General features: G+C 70.3%; 16 protein-coding genes. 9 read left to right on the top strand and 7 right to left on the bottom strand.

Features of this window, described 5'->3' with window-relative positions; all coding sequences use genetic code 11:
- Positions 1-10: 10 nt before the first annotated feature.
- Together OG407_RS42595 and OG407_RS42590 are read left to right on the top strand one after the other, a co-directional pair.
- Positions 11-1492: an MFS transporter gene (locus tag OG407_RS42595; protein ID WP_405865787.1), complete on the top strand. Its 1482-nt coding sequence runs from the start codon at positions 11-13 to the stop codon at positions 1490-1492.
- A 107-nt stretch (positions 1493-1599) separates the two neighbouring features.
- A complete protein-coding gene (locus OG407_RS42590; RefSeq protein ID WP_405865785.1) occupies positions 1600-3153 on the top strand; it encodes a carboxylesterase/lipase family protein in 1554 nt (517 codons plus the stop codon).
- Between the two features lie 190 nt (positions 3154-3343).
- On the opposite strand, the gene OG407_RS42585 is transcribed toward OG407_RS42590, so the two are convergent.
- Positions 3344-3817, bottom strand: a complete 474-nt coding sequence (locus OG407_RS42585) for a potassium channel family protein (protein ID WP_405865783.1) — start codon at positions 3815-3817, stop codon at positions 3344-3346.
- 211 nt (positions 3818-4028) lie between these two features.
- Between OG407_RS42585 and OG407_RS42580 the strand changes: the two genes are divergently transcribed.
- The 6 genes from OG407_RS42580 (at position 4029) to OG407_RS42555 (ending at position 9914) form a co-directional block, all read left to right on the top strand.
- A complete protein-coding gene (locus tag OG407_RS42580) occupies positions 4029-4376 on the top strand; it encodes a hypothetical protein (RefSeq protein WP_405865781.1) in 348 nt (115 codons plus the stop codon).
- A gap of 555 nt (positions 4377-4931) precedes the next feature.
- On the top strand, positions 4932-5828 hold the full coding sequence (locus OG407_RS42575; protein WP_405865779.1) for a hypothetical protein: 897 nt from the start codon (positions 4932-4934) through the stop codon (positions 5826-5828).
- 135 nt (positions 5829-5963) lie between these two features.
- The gene (locus OG407_RS42570; RefSeq protein ID WP_405865777.1) at positions 5964-6776 is read left to right on the top strand and encodes an SAM-dependent methyltransferase; all 813 of its coding nucleotides are present in this window, start codon (positions 5964-5966) and stop codon (positions 6774-6776) included.
- 40 nt (positions 6777-6816) lie between these two features.
- On the top strand, positions 6817-8220 hold the full coding sequence (locus OG407_RS42565; RefSeq protein ID WP_405865775.1) for a glutamine synthetase: 1404 nt from the start codon (positions 6817-6819) through the stop codon (positions 8218-8220).
- A 2-nt stretch (positions 8221-8222) separates the two neighbouring features.
- The gene (locus OG407_RS42560; RefSeq protein ID WP_405865773.1) at positions 8223-9362 is read left to right on the top strand and encodes an amidohydrolase family protein; all 1140 of its coding nucleotides are present in this window, start codon (positions 8223-8225) and stop codon (positions 9360-9362) included.
- Between the two features lie 15 nt (positions 9363-9377).
- Complete coding sequence (locus OG407_RS42555) at positions 9378-9914, top strand: NUDIX hydrolase family protein (RefSeq protein WP_328676127.1); 537 nt, start codon at positions 9378-9380, stop codon at positions 9912-9914.
- Between the two features lie 9 nt (positions 9915-9923).
- On the opposite strand, the gene OG407_RS42550 is transcribed toward OG407_RS42555, so the two are convergent.
- Entirely contained in the window at positions 9924-10313 is a 390-nt protein-coding gene (locus OG407_RS42550; protein WP_405865771.1) for an ABC transporter permease subunit, read from the bottom strand.
- 607 nt (positions 10314-10920) lie between these two features.
- Between OG407_RS42550 and OG407_RS42545 the strand changes: the two genes are divergently transcribed.
- Positions 10921-12381, top strand: coding sequence for an MFS transporter (locus OG407_RS42545; RefSeq protein ID WP_405865769.1), 1461 nt, complete (start codon positions 10921-10923; stop codon positions 12379-12381).
- A 77-nt stretch (positions 12382-12458) separates the two neighbouring features.
- Here the strand turns inward: OG407_RS42545 and OG407_RS42540 are convergent, their stop codons facing one another.
- Genes OG407_RS42540 through OG407_RS42520 form a run of 5 tightly spaced genes read right to left on the bottom strand, consistent with a single transcriptional unit; the run spans position 12459 to position 21418 of the window.
- Positions 12459-13070 (bottom strand): sarcosine oxidase subunit gamma, encoded by a 612-nt coding sequence (locus OG407_RS42540; protein ID WP_405865767.1) that lies wholly within the window; start codon positions 13068-13070, stop codon positions 12459-12461.
- On the bottom strand, positions 13063-16434 hold the full coding sequence (locus tag OG407_RS42535; protein ID WP_405865765.1) for a sarcosine oxidase subunit delta family protein: 3372 nt from the start codon (positions 16432-16434) through the stop codon (positions 13063-13065). Before OG407_RS42535 ends, OG407_RS42540 begins: the two co-directional genes overlap by 8 nt.
- An 11-nt stretch (positions 16435-16445) precedes the next feature.
- Entirely contained in the window at positions 16446-17678 is a 1233-nt protein-coding gene (locus tag OG407_RS42530) for a sarcosine oxidase subunit beta family protein (RefSeq protein WP_405865763.1), read from the bottom strand.
- Positions 17675-18958: a serine hydroxymethyltransferase gene (gene glyA, locus OG407_RS42525; RefSeq protein ID WP_405865761.1), complete on the bottom strand. Its 1284-nt coding sequence runs from the start codon at positions 18956-18958 to the stop codon at positions 17675-17677. Before glyA ends, OG407_RS42530 begins: the two co-directional genes overlap by 4 nt.
- A gap of 21 nt (positions 18959-18979) precedes the next feature.
- A complete protein-coding gene (locus OG407_RS42520) occupies positions 18980-21418 on the bottom strand; it encodes an FAD-dependent oxidoreductase (RefSeq protein WP_405865759.1) in 2439 nt (812 codons plus the stop codon).

Raw genomic sequence — 21418 nt, 5'->3', positions numbered from 1 at the left:
AGGCACTGCCATGTCCGACGCCCTTGCCCGACCCGCCGAAGCGGGCTCCTCCGCTCCGCCGAGGTCGAACGCCGTCGTCGCGGTGCTGGCCCTCGCCGGAGTCGTCGTCTCGCTCATGCAGACCCTGGTGATCCCGATCATCCCGGAGCTGCCGAAGTACCTGAACGCCTCCGCGTCGAACACGGCGTGGGCGGTCACCGCCACGCTGCTGGCCGCCGCTGTGGCCACCCCGGTCGTGGGCCGCCTCGGTGACATGTTCGGCAAGCGCCGCATGCTGCTGACCAGCATCATCCTGCTGGTGACCGGCTCGGTCGTCTGCGCCCTGGCCGACTCGCTGGTCCCGATGGTCATCGGCCGCGCGCTCCAGGGGCTGGCCGCCGCGGTCGTCCCGCTCGGCATCAGCATCATGCGCGATGTGCTGCCCAGCGACCGGCTGGCCGGCTCCACCGCGCTGATGAGCGCCTCGCTCGGCGTCGGCGGTGCCCTGGGTCTGCCCTCGGCCGCCTTCCTCGCCGACCGCTACAACTGGCACATCCTCTTCTGGGTCTCCGCCGTCCTCGGCGCCCTGTCCTTCCTGCTGGTCCTGCTGGTCGTACCCGAGTCCAAGGTCCGCACCGGGGGCCGCTTCGACCTGGTCGGCTCACTCGGCCTGTCCGCCGGACTGATCTCCCTGCTGCTCGCGATCTCCAAGGGCTCCGACTGGGGCTGGACCAGCGCGACGACCCTCGCCCTCGGCTTCGCCGCCGTCGCGATCCTGCTCTCCTGGGGCTGGTACGAGCTGCGCAGCCCGCAGCCGCTGGTCGATCTCCGTACGACCGCGAAGCCGCAGGTGCTGTTCACCAACCTGGCCTCGATCGCCCTCGGCTTCTCGATGTTCGCGATGTCCCTGGTCCTCCCCCAGCTGCTGCAACTCCCCACGCAGACCGGCTACGGCCTCGGCAAGTCGATGCTGGCGGTCGGCCTGGTCCTCGCCCCGCAGGGCCTGGTGATGATGGCGATGTCCGCCGTGTCCGCCCGCGTCACCAAGGCCAAGGGCCCGAAGGTCACCCTGATGATCGGCGCGCTGATCGTGGCCTCCGGCTACGCCCTCAACATCCTGCTGATGTCCGAGGTCTGGCACCTCGTCCTGGTGTCCTGCATCATCGGTGCCGGTGTCGGCTTCACCTACGGCGCCCTGCCCGCCCTGATCATGGGCGCGGTCGACCCGTCCCAGACCGGCGCGGCGAACAGCCTCAACACCCTGATGCGGTCCCTGGGCACCTCCTTCGCCAGCGCCATCGCCGGTGTGATCCTGGCCCAGATGACCACGGACTTCGGCGGCTCCGCACTCCCTTCGGAGAACGGCTTCAAGGTGGTCATGGCGATCGGTGCCGGAGCCGCGCTGTTGGCCTTCTTCCTGGCGAGCCTGATCCCCAAGGCCCGTAAGGCAGTTGAGACACCGGCCGACAAGGAGCCGACCCCGGCTCCCGAGATCGCCGAGGCCAAGGCGTAAGGCATTCTGGCCATCGAGCACACGGCGGTCGCCGTCCCGCGTGATTGCGGGACGGCGACCGCCCTCCGCGTACCCGCACTTGCCCGGCACCCAGCGAGGAGTCCACGATGACGACACCCAACTCCCCTGAAACGGCGGCTGGTTCGGCCGACGCACCCGTGGTGCGTTTCGGCGCCGGAGCGGTGCGCGGGCGGCTGGAGGACGGACTGGCGGTCTTCCGCGGCATCCCGTTCGCCGAACCGCCCGTCGGGGAGGCCCGGTTCCAGGCACCCCGACCCGTACACGGCTGGGACGGCGTACGCGAGGCCCGCGACTTCGGCCCGCCACCCCCGCAGGAGTCCGGATTCCAGGGCCGCCGTGGCGTGGTCGAGGGGCCGACGGGCGACGACTGGCTGACCGTCAACGTGTGGACACCCGCTCCCGATCCGACGGCCCGCCGGCCGGTCATGGTGTGGATCTACGGCGGCGCCTACAAGCTGGGACACGCGGGCAGCCCCGGCTACGACGCCCAACACATCGCCCGCGACGGCGACTTGGTGGTCGTGACCTTCAACTACCGCGTCGGCATAGAGGGGTTCGCCCGGATCGACGGCGCCCCCGCCAACCGCGGGCTGCTCGACCAGGTCGCCGCACTGGAGTGGGTACGGGAGAACATCACCGCGTTCGGCGGCGACCCCGAACAGGTCACCGTCTTCGGCGAGTCGGCCGGTGCCGGATCGGTGGCCTCGCTGCTGGTCATGCCGAGCGCCGCCGGACTGTTCCGCCGGGCCGTCGCGCAGAGTGTGCCGGGCCCCTTCTTCTCCGACGGGTTGGCCAGGGACATCGCGACCGCGATCGCCGCCGAGGCGGGACTGCGCCCCACGGCAGCCGACCTCGCGACCGTGGACCCGCGCCAACTGCCCACGGCGGGCGAGACGTTGACCGCCAAGATGCACCAGTACGAGGACCGGTGGGGCAGCCTCGCGCACACACTGAGCCCCTTCGCACCCGTCGTCGACGGAGAGGTGCTGCCCACCACACCCTGGCAGGGGGTCGCGGCGGGCGCGGCCCGGGACGTGGAACTGATCCTGGGTCACAACCGGGACGAGTTCCGCCTGTTCACCACGCTCGGCGACCAACTCGGGAAGATCACCGAGGAGGACGCGTCGACCGCACTGCGCCGGTTCGGCCCGGGCCCCGATGCCGAACGGGCCTATCGCAACGCCTTCCCGGACGCCTCCCCGGGCGAGCTGTACGAACTCGTCCACTCCGACCGGGTGTTCCGCATGCCCTGCGTCCACCTGGCGGATGCTCAGGTCGCCGCGGGCGGACGTGTCCACGTCTACGAACTCACCTGGCCCGCCCCGGGGTTGGGCGGAACGCTGGGATCTTGCCACGGCCTCGACATCCCGCTGCTGTTCGGCACGTTCACCGCCGACCTGGGGAATCTGCTGTTCGCCGATGTCGTCCCGTCGCCCGAGGCGCTGGCGCTGTCGTCCCGATTCCGGGCGTCCTGGACGGCGTTCGCGCGGACGGGAGACCCTGGATGGCCCGCGTACGACACGGAGGGGCGGTTGGTGCAGGTGCTCAACGCGGAGCCCGTGGTCACGGCGTATCCGGAGGAGGTCTCGCGGCGGCTGTGGGAAGGGTATGCCTTCGGTGCGGCGACGTTGGCCGAGTAGACCGGGTACTCCGAGTAGCACGTCTGCCTCGGTGGGCGCGGGGTCGCCCGTGATCGGCGAGATGAGCTGAGCTGAGGTGCTGAGGTCGGCGGCATCGCGCGGGCGCGAGGGGTCGTAAGGCGCCACCCCCGTGCCCGGTCGGCGAGCAGTTTCCCGCCCTCCCGGCGGTACGCCCGTCTCCCCCGTCACCTCACCCTCCCGAGTCCCCGCCCTTCCCGGCCACCATCCGCTCCAACCGGTCGAACCGGTCATGCAGAGCCCGTACCGTCTCCTCGCCCAACTCCTCCGCCCCGTGCGCGAGATGATGCCGACGACGCTGTTCCCGGCCGACGAACCACGTGGCCAGGGCCGCCGTGACGAGGCCGTAGGTGGTGATGCCGGTGACCATGACCACCGAGCCGACGACGCGGCCCCACAGCGTCACCGGGTAGAAGTCGCCGTATCCGACAGTCGTCGCCGTCTCGATCGACCACCACAGGGCCTTCGGGTACGTCGTCAGATTGGCGCCGCGCGCTCCCTGTTCGGCGGTGACCACCGCCCAGGACCCGACGAGCATGACCACGCCGAGGACCACCGTCGCCGCGCCCGCCGCCCTCAGGTGGAGCGAGCGGCCCTCCTTGCCGAGCAGCAACTCGACCGCCCTGGTGAGGAATCCGGGCAGCATGGTCACTCCTTCGCGTCAGGGTGCCGGGGCGGCGGCCGGAGCTCGTCCCGGCCTGGGGCCAGTGTCGGGGCGGGCGGGGGTGCGGGCATGCCGGGCGGGGCGTTCGAGTTGCCGTACGACCTGGGGCGTTGTGCGCTGGGGGCACGGCTTCACCGCCCGACCGATCGCCCCGGAACGCAACCGACCGCCCCACACAACGGAGGGCCCTGCCATGACCGCGGAACCCCGAGCCGTGCCGGAGACCTTCGCGTTCACCTGTGGTGACTGCGGCCACTGCTGGGAGGCCACCTTCCAGGTGATGTTCTTCACCAACCCCACCGACGCCTCAGGCCTCACCACGCAGGAGTACGTCGACGAGGAGGGCAAGGCCCTCAGATCACCCCTCGCCGACGCGATCTGCCCCAAGTGCGGCGGGCGCACGGTGCATGTGCTGGAGGCAGGACTCGCGGCACGGGCGCGCCGCGCGGAACACGAACCCCGGCCGCCGCGCGAGCCCCATGAGCATCGTCTGCATCTGCCGCACCGGCATTCCGGCCCGCCGGAGGACAAGGCGCGCTGAGGCGCCGGGCGCCGGGCACCGGGCACCGGGTGGGGCGCTGCGCCCATGTGTGCCCCTCACACCGGAGGACCCGACTCGCTGGTGTGCCGCCGGCCCCGAGCGGACGGCGCACTCACGCGCATACCTTCACCCAGGGACGAGACGCTCTGACGCGCCGGGCACCGGGGGACGCCCGACCCGGGGCGCCTCTCACCCTGGAGGGCGGGGCTGGCGAGCCGCTCGCCGCAAGGAACGACTCACCCATCCGCCCTCTCGCCCCGGATGAACGCCCGTGAAGACGAATCCCGCCGACATGTCACCCGCCCGCAGGAACAGCGCACCCAAGCACCCCCTCGCTCCACTGGCCGACGCGCCCAGGCACACACCCTCACCCGAAGGACGAGACGTCCAGACCCGTCTCTGACCCGCAAGGTTGCGCCACCCTGACCTGCCTCCCACCCGCGAGCACATGTCCCCTACCCCCGGTGACTCACCCGAACGGCCCCCTGCACTGGAGGGCCCGGCCCCCCGGTGGTGCGCTGGGGACACACCTGTCACTCCCCCGGAGGCCCCGCCATGCACCGTCGCCCGCCCTCCCGAACCGCCGGCCCTGTCCGTGGCCGTGTCCTCGCCTCGGTCCTCGCGGCAGGCGCCCTGCTGACCTGCGCGGCCTGCTCCGGCGGAGGCGGCAGCAACGGCGGCAGCGCGGGCCACGACACCGCCTCCGACGTGGCCGCCTCACCCCTCGCCGCCGAGTCCCCGCTCGCCTCGCCCCGTACCGGGAAGTCCGCCTCGCCCCGCGCCGAGAAGTCCGCGGCCCCTGTCCTCACCCCGGCCGGAGCCAGGGCCGCGCTCATCACCGAGGCCGATCTCGAAGACAGCTGGACGCAGGTCAAGGGTGCCGCCGGCTGGGGCGACAAGCTGGTCATCGGGAAGGTCGACGTCGCCGACTTCCTCACCGCGAAGACGAACGCCGCCGACTGCCAGAAACTGCTCGACGCGCTCTACGACGACACGCTCCTCGGCAAGCCGACCGGCGCGTCCGCGCTGACCGGGTTCGAGGAGAGCAACTCACGGCTGCTGTACCAGGTCGCCGCCTACGACCGGGCCAAGCTCGGTGCCTCCCTGAACTGGCTGAAGACCCTGCCGGTGAAGTGCGACCAGTTCACCGCGACCGACTCCAAGGGCGGCCACCGGACGGTCCAGGTCATCGAGGACCCGGTGCCCTCCGTGGGCGACGCCCGCCAGGGTCTCCAGGTCACCGTCACGGGCACGAGCGGCAACGAACCCACCACGCTCACCCTGCAGTTGGCCGTGGTCCGGGTCGGCACCGACGCGATCACGGTCACCTCCGGCGGCCTCGACGGCACCGAGAGCGACACGACCAAGGCCGCCGTACAGGACGGCACTTCGCACCTGAAGGACGTCCTGGCCGGCCGGACCCCTCCCGCCCAACCCGGCAACCTGGACTGACAGTTCACCGAGTCCGCCGCTCCCGAAGGACCGGCGCCGGAACATTCGGCCCGAGCGTCGCGAACCCTTGGGCGGAGTGATCACCTGACGGCACAATGGAGTTGACGAGTCAGACCGGCGACAAGGAGCCACGACGTGAGTGACAGCGACACCCCGGCAGAGGGACCTACCCGGCTCAACACCGGTGTGGCGCACAACGCCCGCGTGTGGAACTACTGGATCGGCGGCAAGGACAACTACGAGATCGACCAGCAGGTCGGCGAGCACGTCGCCGGACTGTTCCCGGTGATCCGTGAAGTGGCCCGCGCCGACCGGGACTTCCTCGGCCGCGCGGTGCGTTTCCTCGCCACCGAGCGCGGGGTACGGCAGTTCCTCGACATCGGCACCGGACTGCCGACGGTCGACAACACCCACGAGATCGCCCAGCGCGTCGCCCCCGACGCACGCATCGTCTACGTCGACAACGACCCGCTGGTGCTGATCCACGCCCGCACCCTGCTCACCAGCACGCGCGAGGGCGTCACCGACTACATCGACGCGGACGTGCACGACCCGGCGGCGATCGTCCAACAGGTCGCCGGGACCCTGGACTTCGACCGTCCCGTCGCGGTGATGATGCTCGGCATCCTCAACTTCATCCTCGACACCGAGGACGCCCGGAACGTCGTACGCGAAGTCATGGCAGCGGTCCCCTCGGGCAGTTTCCTGGTCCTCACGCACCCGACCTTCGACGCCGACCTCGGCGGCGAGGGCAACGTCCCGGCCATGGAGTTCTGGAACGAGAACGCCACTCCCCCGATCACCGCCCGCAGCCGCGCGGACGTCGCCGCGTTCTTCGAGGGACTCGACCTCCTCGACCCGGGCCTGGTGCCGTGCTCGCGCTGGCGTCCGGACTCCGACTCCCCGGCCGTGGTACCGCAGTTCGGGGCGGTGGCCGTGAAACCCTGACGGTGACGCCGACCGTGCAGGACGCGACCGTGGAGGACGTATGACCACCCTTGCCGACCCCCTGCCCGGCGGCCGCCCCGGCGAGGTCGAGCGCGCCACCGCGCTGGCCGCGGAGCTGACCGGGCGGGGTGTGCACGGGATCGTCCTGGCCTACGTCGACACCGCGGGCGTGGGCCGGGTGAAGACGGTCCCGACCGCGAAACTCGCCTCGGCGGCGGCCTGGGGCGTCGGCATGTCCCCGGTGTTCGACACGTTCCTGGCGAACGACTCCATCGTCACCACCGACGTCCTCGGCTCCCCGGACGGCGATCTGCGCCTCTACCCCGACCTCGACCACCTGGCCATCCTGTCCGGCCAGCCCGGCTGGGCCTGGGCCCCGGTCGACCGCGTCACCCAGGAGGGCGAGCGGCACCCCGGGTGCAGCCGAACCTTCCTGCGCCGTACGGTCGTTGACGCGCAGCGGCAGCACGGGCTCACCTTCCGGGCGGGCATCGAGATCGAGTGGGCACTCGGCCTGGCCACAGCACCCGACGGCGCGTTCGTCCCCGCCACGACCGGTCCGGCGTACGGAGCGGCCCGCCAGGTCGAACTGAGCGACTACGGCGCCGAGTTGCTGTCGGCCCTGGCGACGCAGGGCGTGGACGTGGACCAGTTCCATCCCGAGTACGCGGCCGGGCAGTTCGAGCTGTCGATCGGCGCGCTCGACCCGGTCGCGGCGGCCGACCGCAGTGTCCTCGTACGGCAGACGATTCGCGCGGTGTCCCAACGGCACGCCCTGCGCGCCTCGTTCACGCCGTCCGTCCTCGCGCAGGGCGTCGGCAACGGCGGCCACATCCACCTCTCCGCCTGGCGCGACGGCGCCAACCTGCACACCAGGGGCGAGCGTCGCTACGGCATGACGGCCGACGCCGAGTCCTTCGCGGCCGGCGTCCTCACCCACCTCCCGGCCCTCACCGCCGTGACCGCGCCGAGCCCGGCCAGCTACTTCCGCCTCCAACCCTCCCAGTGGGCCGGAGTGTTCACCGCCTGGGGCCGCGAGACCCGCGAGGCGGCGGTACGCGTCGTCACCGGCACGGCGGGCCAACGCGCCCAGGCGGCGAACCTGGAGGTCAAGCCGGTCGACCTGGCCGCCAACCCCTATCTCGCCCTCGGCTGCCTGATCGCCGCCGGCCTCGACGGCCTGACGTCATCCGCCACCCTGCCCGAGGAGACCACCGGAGACCCCGCACATCTGGGCGTTTCGGAGGCCGAGACCAGGGGCGTACGACGACTGCCGACCTCCCTCGCCGAGTCCGTCGCGGAGTTCCGCAAGGACACGCAGCTGCGGGCCGCGCTTGGACCGGTCCTCGCGGACGCGGTGATCGCCGTACGACAGGGCGAGATCGCGGCCGTGGCGGAGCTGGACGACGAGCAGATCGCAGCGGCGTACCGCTGGAAGTACTGACGATGGCCACTGGACCGGTCCACGAGGCGCTCGCCGCGCTGGAGTTGGTGGACCACCACTGCCACGGAGTCGTCACCGAGGAGCTGGACCGGGCGGCCTTCGAGTCGCTGCTCACCGAGGGCGACGTCTGGCCCGGCAGCGGGATCTCGCCGTTCGACAGCCCGGTCGGCATCGCCGTACGCCGTCACTGCGCACCGGTGTTGGACCTGGAGCGGCACGCACCCGCCGACGAATACCTCGCCCGGCGGGCAGAGTTGGGCCCGGGCGAGGTCAACCGGCGCTTCCTCGCCGCCGCGGGCACCGGCGTCCTCTGCGTCGACACGGGATTCGCGCCGCACCACATCACCTCGCCCACCGAACTCGCGGAGGCGGCGGGCGCCGTAGCCCATGAGGTCGTACGACTCGAAGCCGTCGCGGAGTCCGTGGCCGCGCGCGGGGTCGAACCGGACGGGTACGCCGACGCGTTCAGGGCCGCCGCGCTGGACGCGGTGCGGCAGCCGGGGGTGGTGGCGGTGAAGTCGGTGGCCGCGTACCGGACGGGGTTCGATCTCGACCCGGCCAGGCCGTCCGAGGCGGAGGTGACCGCGGCGGCCCGCGGCTGGCTGGACCGTGGCGGGCGGCTCGAAGACCCGGTCCTGGTACGGCAGTTGCTGTGGACCGCGGTCGACCTGGGGCTTCCGCTCCAGCTCCACACGGGGTTCGGCGACAACGACATCCGGCTGCACCGCACGGACCCCGCCCTGCTCACGGACTGGCTGCACCTGACCGCAGGGACGATCCCGGTGCTGCTTCTGCACTGCTGGCCGTATCAGCGTCAGGCCGGCTACCTGTCTGCCGTCTTCGAACAGGTATACCTCGACGTGGGGCTCACCCTGCACCATGTTGGACCGGTCCGGGCGCGGGCGGTGCTGGCGGAGGCGATGGAGATCACACCGTTCCGCAAACTTTTGTACAGCTCTGACGCCTATGGTCTTGCGGAGTTCTATGGGCTCGGAGCACTGGCGTTCCGCCGGGGACTGGGGGATCTGCTCCAGGAGCGGGTGGACGCCGACGAACTGGGCCTGCCCGACGCGCTGCGACTGGCACGCTGGGCGGGGGCCGACAATGCCCGCCGGGTCTACCGGCTATCCGACGGACACTGAAAGTATGATCAAGCAATGTCTGACATGACCGATACCACGCCCGGTTGGCTGTCCGCCGACGACCTCGAACAGGCACGCGCCCGCATGCCGATCCTCTACGTCGAAGCGGTGCCCGTCCGCGTCGACGACAACGGGGAGGTGACCAGCATCGGACTGCTGCTGCGCATCGGCCCCGACGGCACCGTCAACCGCACCCTCGTCTCCGGCCGCGTGCTGCACCACGAGCGGGTCCGCGACGCCCTCCTGCGCAACCTGGAGAAGGACCTCGGCCCGGTCGCGCTGCCCCGGATCCCGGCCTCGCTACAGCCGTTCACCGTCGCCGAGTACTTCCCGACGCACGGCGTCACCCCGTACCACGACCCCCGCCAGCACGCGGTGTCCCTCGCCTACGTCGTGCCGGTCACCGGTGACTGCCGGCCCCGCCAAGACGCCCTGGACCTCGTCTGGTTCAGCCCCGAGGAGGCCGCTTCGGAGGCGCTGCGGAGCGAAATGCCGGGCGGGCACGGGGTGTTGCTCAAGCAGGCGCTGGCGCACGTGGGTTGTGTGTCCTGACGGGGACGCTCAGCCCGTGACGCCTCCTTCCGTGAGGCCCGCGAGGACGTGGCGCCGCAGGACGAGGACGAGCGGCAGGCTGGTCAGCACCACATGAGCGAACACCCGGTTCCGGCTGACACCGTGCGTGGACGAGGAGGCGAAGGAGTACAACGTCAGTGGCAGCGTGGCCGCTTGGGAGCCACGCGGCAGGAACAGGGCGAAGTAGAAGTCGTTCCAGACCGACATGATCAGCATGACCGCGCCGGTGAAGAGCACCGGGGTGAGCACGGGCAGCACGATCCGCCAGTAGATCTGCCACTTGTTCGCCCCGTCCAACTGCGCGGCCTCCTCGAAGTCGTGCGGGTGCGTACGAACCCGGTGGCGAGGAAGATCACCACCCCGAGCCGGGGGCAGCACGATCGACAGCGCGGACGTGCAGTACGCGAACCGCAGCGTCCGCGAGTCGGAACGGGCGTACGCCCAGGCCGGTGAGATACGAGCCCTTGTCGATCACCGTGTGGTAATTCGCCCCGGCACTCCAGTGTTCGGACCAGCTCATCGACACAGGACGCTCGCATCGCCCCCCGTCTTGGGGGGTGTTGGCGCTCGCTGCGAGTTCGGTGGCCGAGGTGATCTCGAAGGGCACGCCGGGGACGGCGGCGGCCAGGTCGAGTTGGGCGGCGGAGGAGCATGGGACGGCTGGTGCGAGGGTGGCCCTGAAGGTGGCCGCATTCCACCGACATCATCTGAACAGCTTGGGCGTGCCGGGTAGTCCGTTCGATCGCCGGATCGGGGGGCGTGCACGGCGAGGAACGTAGCTCTTCAGCGATTCGCGAGCAATAGCGTCGACTCCATTGTTGACAATATGGTCGAAGATTTGGCCCGGCGCCGCTGACCAGGCCCGGAGTCCACGCTCACCACAACGTTAGCTTTCTTTCTGCGCAACTCATTGATTGTACCGACCGTTAGGTCTAATTTATCGGCTCTCTGGACCTTCGCTCCGCTCGCTTACGGAAGGCCGCCGATGTCCCAGACCCAGCTCGTTCCCCCGCCGGCAGACGAAAGACCGCCCTCTGCCACACGCAATGCCCTCGTCATCATCGCCCTCGTATGGACCGTCCAACTGGTCGCGCTCATCGCCGCGTTGTCCGGCATCGCGCAGGCCGACGTCGCGATCCACTTCAGGACCACCCAAATCGCGTGGTTCACCCTGATGACCCTGCTGACCGGGACGTTCTTCCTGCCGTTCGTGGTCAAGGCCGCGGCCATCTTCGGCAAGAAGCGCGTCCTGCTCGTCGCCATCGGACTCGGCTTCGTGGGCGACCTCGTCGCCGCCGTCGCCACCGACTACCGCACCCTGCTGGTCGGCCGCGGCATCGCCGGCATCTACGCTGCCAGCGCGCCGCTCGCCTACGCCATCACCCGCGACGTGTTCCCCCGTAAGTGGGTCGGAGTCGCCAGCGGAATCCTGGCCGGCGGTGTCGGTCTCGTCGCGTTCGGCGGGCCGTTCCTGTCCGGCTGGCTGCTGGACGACTACGGCTTCCGCGGCGTCCTGTGGTTCATGGCCATCAGCACCGCGGTCAGCTTCGCCCTGGTGGCGGCCTTCGTGCCGGAGAGCCCGATCCGTGCGGCGGCCGGCCGGATGGACTGGGTCGGCGGAATCCTCCTCGGCGGCGGGGTCACGGCGATCGTGTACGCCGTCGGCCAGGGCACGGACTGGGGCTGGGGCAGCGCCAAGTTCATCGGCTACGTCGTAGGTGCGGCGATCGTGCTGATCGTCTTCGTCCTCGTGGAGCGCCGAGTCGCCGAACCCCTGTTCCCGCTCTCCATGACCCGGCGTCGGCCGGTGTGGACGGTCCTGCTGGCCACGTCCATCGCGGCCGGCTCGCTCAGCGCCGTCGGCGTGGTGATCCAGCTGCTGATCCTGATGCCGAGCATCCCCACCATCTCAGCGGGCCTGGGCTGGTCGGGAACCCACAACGCCATCGTCACCAGCCCGATCAGCGCCATGATCATCGCGGGAGCCGTCGGCACCGGTCTGATCTCCCGCCGGGTGGACGCCCGCATCCTCCTGGGCACCGGCGCCGCGCTCGCGGTCCTCGGCTACGGCATCGGCACCCATCTGCACCACAGCGCCCCGCAGATCATCGAGATGGGCGTGATCGCGGGGCTGGGCACGGGCATCGTGATGGCGATCGTGCCCATCATGATCATCGAGGTGGTCACCCCCGAGGAACAGGCACTCGCCAACGGCGTCCAGACCCTCGGCCAGGGCGTCGCCCAGATCGTCGTCTCCCAGCTGGCCTTCGTCGTGATGGCGCAGCACGGGGCGGTCCTCAAGGGCACCCAGTTCTACCTCGACGCCGGCTTCACCAACGGGCTCTGGCTGGTGGTCGGTTGCGTCGCCGTGGGCGCGGTGCTCGTCGCTCTGATCCCCAAGAGCAAGCGCCTCGACGAGGTGGAGGTCGGGCAGGCCGTCGCCTGACACCACCGGCACAACCGCTGACATGCGGAAGGCCGTTCTCCCGGTGACGGGCGAACGGCCTTCGACGTACGGCCGTTTCAGTCGTTCCGCACGTACTCGGCCGCCGCGTCCAGCAGCCAGTCCGTCAGATACCCGGCGAAGGACGAGCGGACCAACACCCAGAACCCGGCGCCGGGTTCGTCCCGGGCGACCAGGACGACCTGGGCGCGGGCCAGGGTGGTCTGGGCGCAGCGTCCGGGGCCGAAGGCTCGTGGGTGCAGGTCCAACGGGCAGCCGTGGGCGAGCAGTTCACGGGCGCGGGCGCCGGAGACGAGGAGGGTGGTGCGCTGGGCGGAGACATCGGTGACGGCGATGTGTTCGTCACCCGCCGCCGCCCGGATCCGACTCTCCACGTCCCACTGAGTGTCCGGCGGTCCCACCGCCAGCCACTCGTCCGGACCGAGCCACAACACGGTCAACTCCCCTGCCCGCACCACCGTGTTGGGCTCAAGGGGCAGAGACAGGCCGAGCGCGAGTCCTACGGCGTCCGCCGCCGCGCCCTTCGCGTCGAGCCGGAGGTTCACCTGGGCCAGGAAGGGCAGTTCGGCCAGCCGGACCGTGCCGCCGGAGGAACGGGTCGTGGCCGCCAGCCGGCCGGCGGTACCCGCGAGGGGGCTGCGGCGCGGGACGGAAAGGGCGGTGTCAGCCATCGCGGCGGGCTCCCTCGGGGTCGTAGAGGACGGGGCTTGCGACGGTGACCGGGATCAACTGGTCGCCCACGGGGGCGTAGAGGCGTTCGCCGATGCGGTCGCGACCGCCCTTGACGAGAGCCAGGGCGAAGGTGCGGCCCAGGGCCGCGCTGCGGTAGCTGGAGGTGACGTGGCCGAGCATCGGGACGGGTGGGGCCGGGAGCACGCTGTCCGTGATCAGTTGGGTGCCCTCGGGGAGGAACGCGGCGGGGTCCTCGGGGAGCAGGCCGACGAGGTGTTTGCGGTCGGGGCGGACGGCGTCGGCGCGGGCGAAGGAGCGCTTGCCGACGAAGTCGGGCTTCTTCTTCGAGACCGCCCAACTCATGCCGAGATCCTGGGGAGTTACCGTGCCGTCGGTGTCCTGGCCGATGATCGGGTAGCCCTTCTCGGCACGCAGGACGTGCATGGTCTCGGTGCCGTACGGGGTGATGCCGAAGGGGGCACCGGCCTCGTACAACGCCTCCCACAGGGCGAGGGCCTCCCACGGTGACACGTTGATCTCGTAGGCGAGTTCGCCGGAGAAGCTGATCCGGCACACCCTGGCCTCGATGCCGGCGACGATGGTGTCCCGCCAGGCCATGAACGGGAAGTCGTCGTTGCCTACGGCGAGTTGGGGCGCGAGTGAGCCGAGCACCTCGCGGGAGCGGGGGCCGACCAGGGCGACGGTGGCCCACTGTTCGGTCACCGAGGCGCAGTGGACGCGGAGTTCGGGCCACTCGGTCTGGTGCCACTCCTCCATCCAGTCCAGTACGGCGGCGGCGTTGCCCGTGGTCGTGGTGACCAGGTAGCGGTCCGGGGCGAGGCGGATGGCCGTGCCGTCGTCGAAGACCATGCCGTCCGGGCGGCACATGACGCCGTAACGGATCATGCCGACCTTCAGGTTGCTCATCATGTTGGTGTAGAGCCGGTCGAGGAAGACGGGTGCGTCCGGGCCCTGTACGTCGATCTTGCCGAGGGTGGAACCGTCCATGAAGGCGACGCCCTCGCGGGCCGCAGCGCACTCGCGCAGGACCGCGGTCTCCATGCTCTCGCCGTCGCGCGGGTAGTACCAAGGCCGCTTCCACTGGCCGACGTTCTCGAACAACGCGCCCTGCATGACGTGCCAGTCGTGCAGGGCGGTCGTACGGATCGGGTCGTGCAGCGCGCCCCGGTCGCGGCCTGCGAGGGTGGCGAAGGAGACGGGCGTGTAGGGCGGGCGGAACGTCGTGGTGCCCAGCAACGACACGTCCACGCCCAGGAGTTCGGCGACCACTCCGCTGGCCAGGACGCCTGAGGTCTTGCCCTGGTCGTTGGCCGTACCGGCCGTCGTGTAGCGCTTGGTGTGTTCGACCGAGTCGAGGCCGGCGGTGGTGGCTCGGGTCAAGTCGGCGACGGTGACGTCTCGTTGGAGGTCTACGAAGCGGGGGGCGTCGGTGGGGGCGGGGACGACGAAGACCTGCATCGCGGGGGTGTGGGCTTCTGCGGTCACCTGGGGCAGGGAAGGCGTCCCGGCCGTGTAGCCCTCGGCCTCTATCGCTCGGGTGCCTGCGGCTGCGCCCTGCAACAGGGCTCCGGCCAGGTCGAATTCACCGTTCGCGCTGCCCGCGACCTCCAGCAGTTGGCGGCAGGTGTCGGGGACGAAGGTGCCGAGGGTGTCGTCGTAGCGGAGTTTGCCGCCTGCCTGGCTGAAGAGGTGGGCGACCGGGTTCCAGCCGCCGGAGACCAGGAGGAGGTCCGCGGTGAACTGCCTTGGCTTGTCTGTGGTTTCGCCGTAGGGGGCGACCGTTACAGCGGTCAGGCGTGGGGCGCCCTCGGTGCCTACGACGGCGTGTCCGAGCAGTACCTCGATGCCTGCCTCGCGGGCTCGGCTCGCCCACTCCTCCGGCCCGGACGGGCGGGTGTCTACGATCGCCTCGACCTTCACACCTGCCGACACCAGGTCCAACGCGGCTGCGTACGCGCTGTCGTTGGTGGTGAAGACGACGGCGCTGCGGCCGGGGAGGACGCCGTGGCGGTTGACGTACGCGCGGGCCGAGGCGGCGAGCATGACGCCGGGGCGGTCGTTGTCCGGGAAGGCGAGGGAGCGTTCGTGGGCGCCGGTTGCCAGGACTACTCGGCGGGCTCGGATGCGCCAGACGCGTTCTCGGGAGACGTGGGTGGGGGCTGCCGCGCCCAGGTGGTTGGTGCGGCGTTCCACTGCCAGGAGGTGGTTGTCGTCGTAGTGGCCGAAGACGGTGGTACGGCGCAGGACGCGGACCTCGGGTGCGGTGGTGAGGGTTTCGCTCAACTCGGCGACCCAGTCGAGGTGTTGGGCTGTGTCCAGGAGGCTGCCGCCCAGTTCGGGGCGGTCGTCGGCGAGGATGACGCGGGCTCCGGTGCGGGCGGCGGCTGCGGCGGCTGCGAGGCCGGCTGGGCCTGCGCCTACGACGAGTAGGTCGCAGTGGGCGTGGACCGCGTCGTAGCGGGCGGGGTCCGGTTCTGTGGCGAGGCGGCCCTGGCCGGGGAGGCTGGTCGCTACCAGGCCGTCGTACAGCTCGACCGTTGTCGCGGGGAGCATCGGCTCGGGGAAGGGGGCCTCGATCTGGATGACGGCGTTCGGTTCTTCGACGCCCGCCGTGAAGATGCCTCGGGGGCGGCCGAGTTTGATGCTGGTGCCCGTTTGGATGACGCCGTTGGCCAGGAGGGCGGAGGCGAGGGTGTCGCCTTTGTAGCCCTGGTATTCGGTGCCGTCGAAGGTGAAGGTGAGGGGGGTGTCTCGGTGGATTCGGCCTCGGGTGGGGTGGCGGAGCGGGTGGCCCTCGGCAGAGCCGCTGGTGGATGCAGCGCCCCCGCCGCCCCTACCCGTCCCATCCTCCAGGGGCTCTGCCCCTTCGACCCCGTTCCCAGGGGGCTCCGCCCCCTGGACCCCCGTCGGCCCCGAAAGGGCCTCGTCCTCAAACGCCGTACGGGCTGCGGTTGTTGGCCCGCGCTGGAGAGTGGACGCCGGAGGGGCTGAGATTGCCGGCCCGGGCTGGAGAGGGGACGTCGGCGCCGGATGGGCTCCCTGCGAATCGGCAACCGTCCCCTGTCCACTCGCCGTTGGCCGCTCCTCCCCCGCCCGGTACACCCCCAGAATCTCGTTCGTCGCCGTGTCGCGTACCGCGTTGAACCATCGGCGGCACCCCGCCGCGTGGTTCCACCGTTCCGCGAAGGGGCCCTTGGGGTTGTCGCGGAAGAACAGGTAGCGGGCCCACTCCTCATCGGTGAGGTCGGCCGGGGTGTCCGGGTAGGCGACGTGGGCCTGGCCGCCGTAGTGGTACTCGGCTTCGTCGCGGGGCCCGCACCAGGGGCAGGGGATCAGCAGCATGGTTGGGCTCCCTAGTGGGCCACCGCGGCGGCGCCGTGCTCGTCGACGAGCGCGCCGGTGGTGAAACGGTCGAGCGAGAAGGGGGCGTTGAGGTGGTGAGGGGTGTCGTGGGCGATCGTGTGGGCGTAGACCCAGCCGACGCCCGGGGTGGCTTTGAAACCGCCGGTTCCCCAGCCGCAGTTGAGGTACAGGTTGTCCACCGGGGTCAGGCCCACGATCGGTGAGGCGTCCGGGGTGACGTCCACGATGCCGCCCCAGGTGCGCAGTACATGCGCGCGGGCGAAGACCGGGAAGAGTTCCAGGGCCGCGGCCATTTGTTCCTCGATGATGTGGAACGCGCCGCGCTGGGTGTAGGAGTTGTACGAGTCGATGCCCGCCCCCATCACCAACTCGCCCTTGTGCGCCTGACTTACGTACACGTGGACCGCGTTGGACATGACCACCGTGGGGTGGACCGGTTCCAGCAGCTCCGACACCAGCGCTTGCAACGGATGGCTCTGGAGCGGGAGTCGGATGCCTGCCATGGCGGCAAGGACCGACGTGTGGCCTGCCGAGCAGAGTGCCACCTTGCCCGCCGATATCGGTCCCTGCGTCGTCTGTACGCCCACCACTCTGCCGTCGACCATGTCCAGGCCGGTCACTTCACAGTTCTGGATGAGGTCGATGCCTGCCGCGTCTGCGGAGCGGGCCAGGCCCCACGCCACGTGGTCGTGTTTGGCTATGCCTGCTCGCGGTTGGTAGGTGCCGCCCATCACCGGATAGCGCACGTCCGGTGAGGTGTTGACGATCGGGCAGACCTCCTTGACCTGCCGTTCGTCCAGCCATTCCGCGTCCACGCCGTTGAGGCGGTTCGCCTCCACTCGGCGCACGCTGTCTCGGACGTCCTGGAGGCTGTGGGCGAGGTTGAGGACTCCGCGCTGGGAGAAGAGGATCGGGTAGTCGAGTTCCTCCTCCAGGCCCTCCCAGAGTTTGAGCGCGTGTTCGTAGATGCCCGCGCTCTCGTCCCAGAGGTAGTTGGAGCGGATGATCGTGGTGTTGCGGGCCATGTTGCCGCCCGCCAGCCAACCCTTCTCCAGCACCGCGACGTTGGTGATGCCGTGGTTCTTCGCCAAGTAGTGGGCGGTGGCCAGGCCGTGGCCGCCACCGCCGACTATGACTACGTCGTACGAGCGTTTCGGCTCCGGTGTGCGCCAGAGCCAGTCCGGGTGTTCGGGGAGGTCTGCGCCCGGGGTGCGGGGGGTCATCGGGGGGCGTCCTCCTCGGACAGGTGCGGGTAGAGCGGGTGTTTCGCCGCCAGTGCCTCCGTGCGGGCGCGCAAGTCGCCGATATCCGGGGCCGGTTGGAGGGCCAGCGCGATCACGTCGGAGACCTCGGCGAAGTCCTCCTCCGTGAAGCCGCGTGTGGCCAGCGCCGGTGTGCCGATGCGCAGGCCCGACGTGACCATGGGCGGGCGTGGGTCGAAGGGCACGGCGTTGCGGTTGACGGTGATGCCGATCTCGTGGAGGAGGTCCTCCGCCTGCCTGCCGTCCAACTCCGAGTCGCGCAGGTCCACCAGGACCAGGTGCACGTCCGTGCCGCCGGTCAGGACCTTCACGCCGGTCGCGGCCACATCGGCTCGGGTGAGGCGCTCCGCGAGGATGCGGGAGCCGGCCAGGGTGCGGGACTGGCGTTCCGCGAACTCCGGGGACGCCGCGACCTTGAACGACACCGCCTTCGCGGCGATGACATGCTCCAGCGGGCCGCCCTGCATGCCGGGAAACACCGCCGAGTTGATCTTCTTGGCGAGGTCGGCCTCGTTGGTGAGGATGACTCCGCCGCGCGGGCCGCCGAGGGTCTTGTGTGTCGTCGTCGTGGTCACGTGGGCGTGCGGGACCGGGTTGGGGTGCAGGCCTGCGGCCACCAGGCCCGCGAAGTGCGCCATGTCGACCATCAGCAGGGCGCCCACCTCGTCGGCGATCCGCCGGAACTCCGCGAAGTCCAACTGCCGTGGATACGCCGACCAGCCCGCGATGATCATCTTGGGGCCGTGTTCCTTGGCGAGGCGCTCCACCTCGTCCATGTCGACCAGGTTGTCGGTCTCGGAGACGTGGTACGGCACCACGTTCAGCATCTTGCCGCTGTAGTTGAGGCGCATGCCGTGGGTGAGGTGCCCGCCGTGGGCGAGATCGAGGCCGAGGATCGTGTCGCCGGGCTTCAACAGGGCGAAGAACACGGCCGTGTTGGCCTGTGCGCCCGAGTGCGGCTGGACGTTCGCGAAGCCCGCGCCGAAGAGGGACTTGACCCGCTCGATCGCCAACCGCTCGGTGACGTCGACGTGTTCGCAGCCGCCGTAGTAGCGGCGGCCGGGATAGCCCTCCGCGTACTTGTTGGTGAGGACCGAGCCCTGCGCCTCCAGCACGGCGGAGGGCGCGAAGTTCTCGGAGGCGATCATCTCCAACGTGGACTGCTGGCGGTGCAGTTCGGCGCGGAGCGCGGCGTGGACCTCGGGGTCCAGTTCCGCCAAGGGGGTGTTCAGCGCGTTCATGGGGAGTTCGCGTCCTTCCGGTCAGCCACGGAGACGGGACATCGTCGGGTCGAACAGCGGCTCCGCCGCCACGACCGCCTCGACGCGCTCGTCGAAGTAGCCGATGTGCAACTGGGTGCCGGGGGTGGCGAGTTCGGACGGCAGCCAGGCGTACGCGATGCCCTTGCCGATCGTGTAGCCGTAGGCGGCGCTGGTGACGTAGCCGACGGCGCGCTCGCCGTCGTAGACCGGTTCCTTGCCCATGACGACGGCGTGCGGGTCGTCGATGGTCAGGCAGGTCAACTGCCTTTGTACGTCGGCCTTTCGGCGTTCCAGTGCGGCCTTGCCGATGAAGTCGCCCTTGTCGGGTTTGACGGCGAAGCCGACGCCTGCTTCGTAGGGGTCGTGCTCGTAGGTCATGTCGGTGCCGAAGGAGCGGTAACCCTTCTCCAGGCGGAGGCTGTTGAAGGCGCCGCGGCCCGCGATGACACCGCCGAGGGGCTTGGCCGCCTGCCACAGGGTGTCCCAGAGTTTCTGGCCCTGGTCGGCGGTGGTGTACAGCTCCCAGCCGAGTTCGCCGACGTAGGACAGGCGCATGGCGGTGACCGGGACCGTTCCAATGTAGGCGTTTTTGGCGCGGAAGTATTTGAGGCCTTCGTTGGTGAAGTCCTCGTCCGTCAGGGGCTGGAGGACCTTGCGGGCCAGTGGGCCCCACAGGCCGATGCAGCAGGTGCCGGGGGTGATGTCGCGGACCTGGACCGTTCCATCGGCGGGCAGGTGGCGGGTGAACCAGTCGAGGTCGAGGTTGCCGTTGGCGCCGACCTGGAAGCGGTCGCGGGCCAGGCGCGCGACGGTGATGTCGCTGCGGATGCCGCCGTCCTCGTCCAGCAGGAGCGTGTACGTCACCGAGCCGACCGACTTGGCGACCTTGCCGGTGACCAGGCCCTCCAGGAAGTCGGCGGCACCGGGGCCGGTCACCTCCAGGCGTTTGAGGGCCGTCATGTCGTACATCGCGACGGTCTCGCGGGTGGCCTGTGCTTCGGCGCCGACGATGGGCGACCAGTACTGGGCCGCCCAGTCGTTCGGGGTGGTGATCGAACGGCCTTCCACCAGGCCCGAGTTGGCCTCGTACCACTGCGGGCGCTCCCAGCCGTTGGCCTCCAGGAAGACCGCGCCGTGTTCCTGCTGGCGGGTGTGGAAGGGGCTGGTGCGGATCGGGCGCGGCTTCCCGGACGGCTGGAGGGGGTGGAGGATGTCGTAGACCTCGACGAAGTTCTGGCAGTCGCGGGCCAGGACGTATTCAGGGGCGAGTTGGTGCTGTTCGAAGCGGTTGACGTCGCACTCGTGGAGGTCGAAGGACGAGCAGTAGCCGTCGACCAGCCACTCGGCCATCGCGCGGCCGACGCCCGCCGAGTGGGTGACCCAGACCGCCTCGGCTACCCAGAAGCCCTTGACGGCCGAACTCTCCCCGAGGAGGGGGAAGTTGTCGGTGGTGAAGGAGAAGAGGCCGTTGATGCCCTCCTCGACCTTCGCGTCCTTCGTCGCGGGGAGCAGGGACTGCGTCTCCGTCCAGGCGGGCGCGAAGTCGTCCTCCGTGAACTTGAGGACGGAGGGCATGTCGTCGGCCTCGCCGACCGAGAGGATGTCGTCGGCGGAGATGGGCATCGGGCGGTGACCGTAGTAGCCGATGCCGATGGCGTCGTAGCGGTCGCGGTAGTAGAGGTCGGCGTCCTGGTGGCGCAGGATCGGGCGGACGGCCTCCTCGGTCTGGCCGGCGAGGGCGGGTACTGGACCGGTCCAGGCGAGTTGGTGGCCCAGCGGGGTCAGCGGAAGGTTCATGCCGACCATGCGGGCGATCTTCGGGCCCCAGATGCCGGCGCAGCAGACGACGATGTCGGCGGGGATCTCGCCCTGGTCGGTGAGGACGCCGGTGACGCGGCCGTCGGCCCGCTGGACGTCCAGGACTTCGTGGCGGGCGAGGAAGGTCACGCCGCGTTCGGTGGCCCGGCGGATCTGCGCCTCTACGGCGAGAACGGCTTTCGCGAGGCCGTCGGTGGGGACCAGGAGGCCGCCGAGGACGCGGTCCGGGTTCACCAGCGGGTGGTGCTCGACGCACTCCTCGGGAGTGAGCAGGCGGGCCTCGATGCCCCAGGCGGTGATCCAGCCGTGGCGGCGGTGGAGTTCGGCGACGCGCTCGGGGGTGGTGGCGACTTCGAGACCGCCGACCTGGAGGAAGCAGGGCGTGCCGTCGACGTCGAGGGAGCAGAACTTCTCGACCGTGTAGCGGGCCAACTCGGTCATGGTCTTGGAGGAGTTGGTCTGGAAGACCAGCCCCGGGGCGTGCGAGGACGAGCCGCCGGTGGCGGGCAGCGGGCCCTGGTCGACCACGGTCACTTCGGTCCAGCCTCGCGCGGAGATCTCGTCCGCGAGCGCCGCCCCCACGACACCCGCTCCGATGATGACCACTCGGGGTCCCGCCAT

It is taken from the genome of Streptomyces sp. NBC_01515 (assembly GCF_045040345.1).
Classification (GTDB): Bacteria; Actinomycetota; Actinomycetes; order Streptomycetales; family Streptomycetaceae; genus Streptomyces.
The sequence above is the reverse complement of the archived record's forward strand: the minus strand, read 5'-3'. Positions and strand labels throughout refer to the sequence as shown.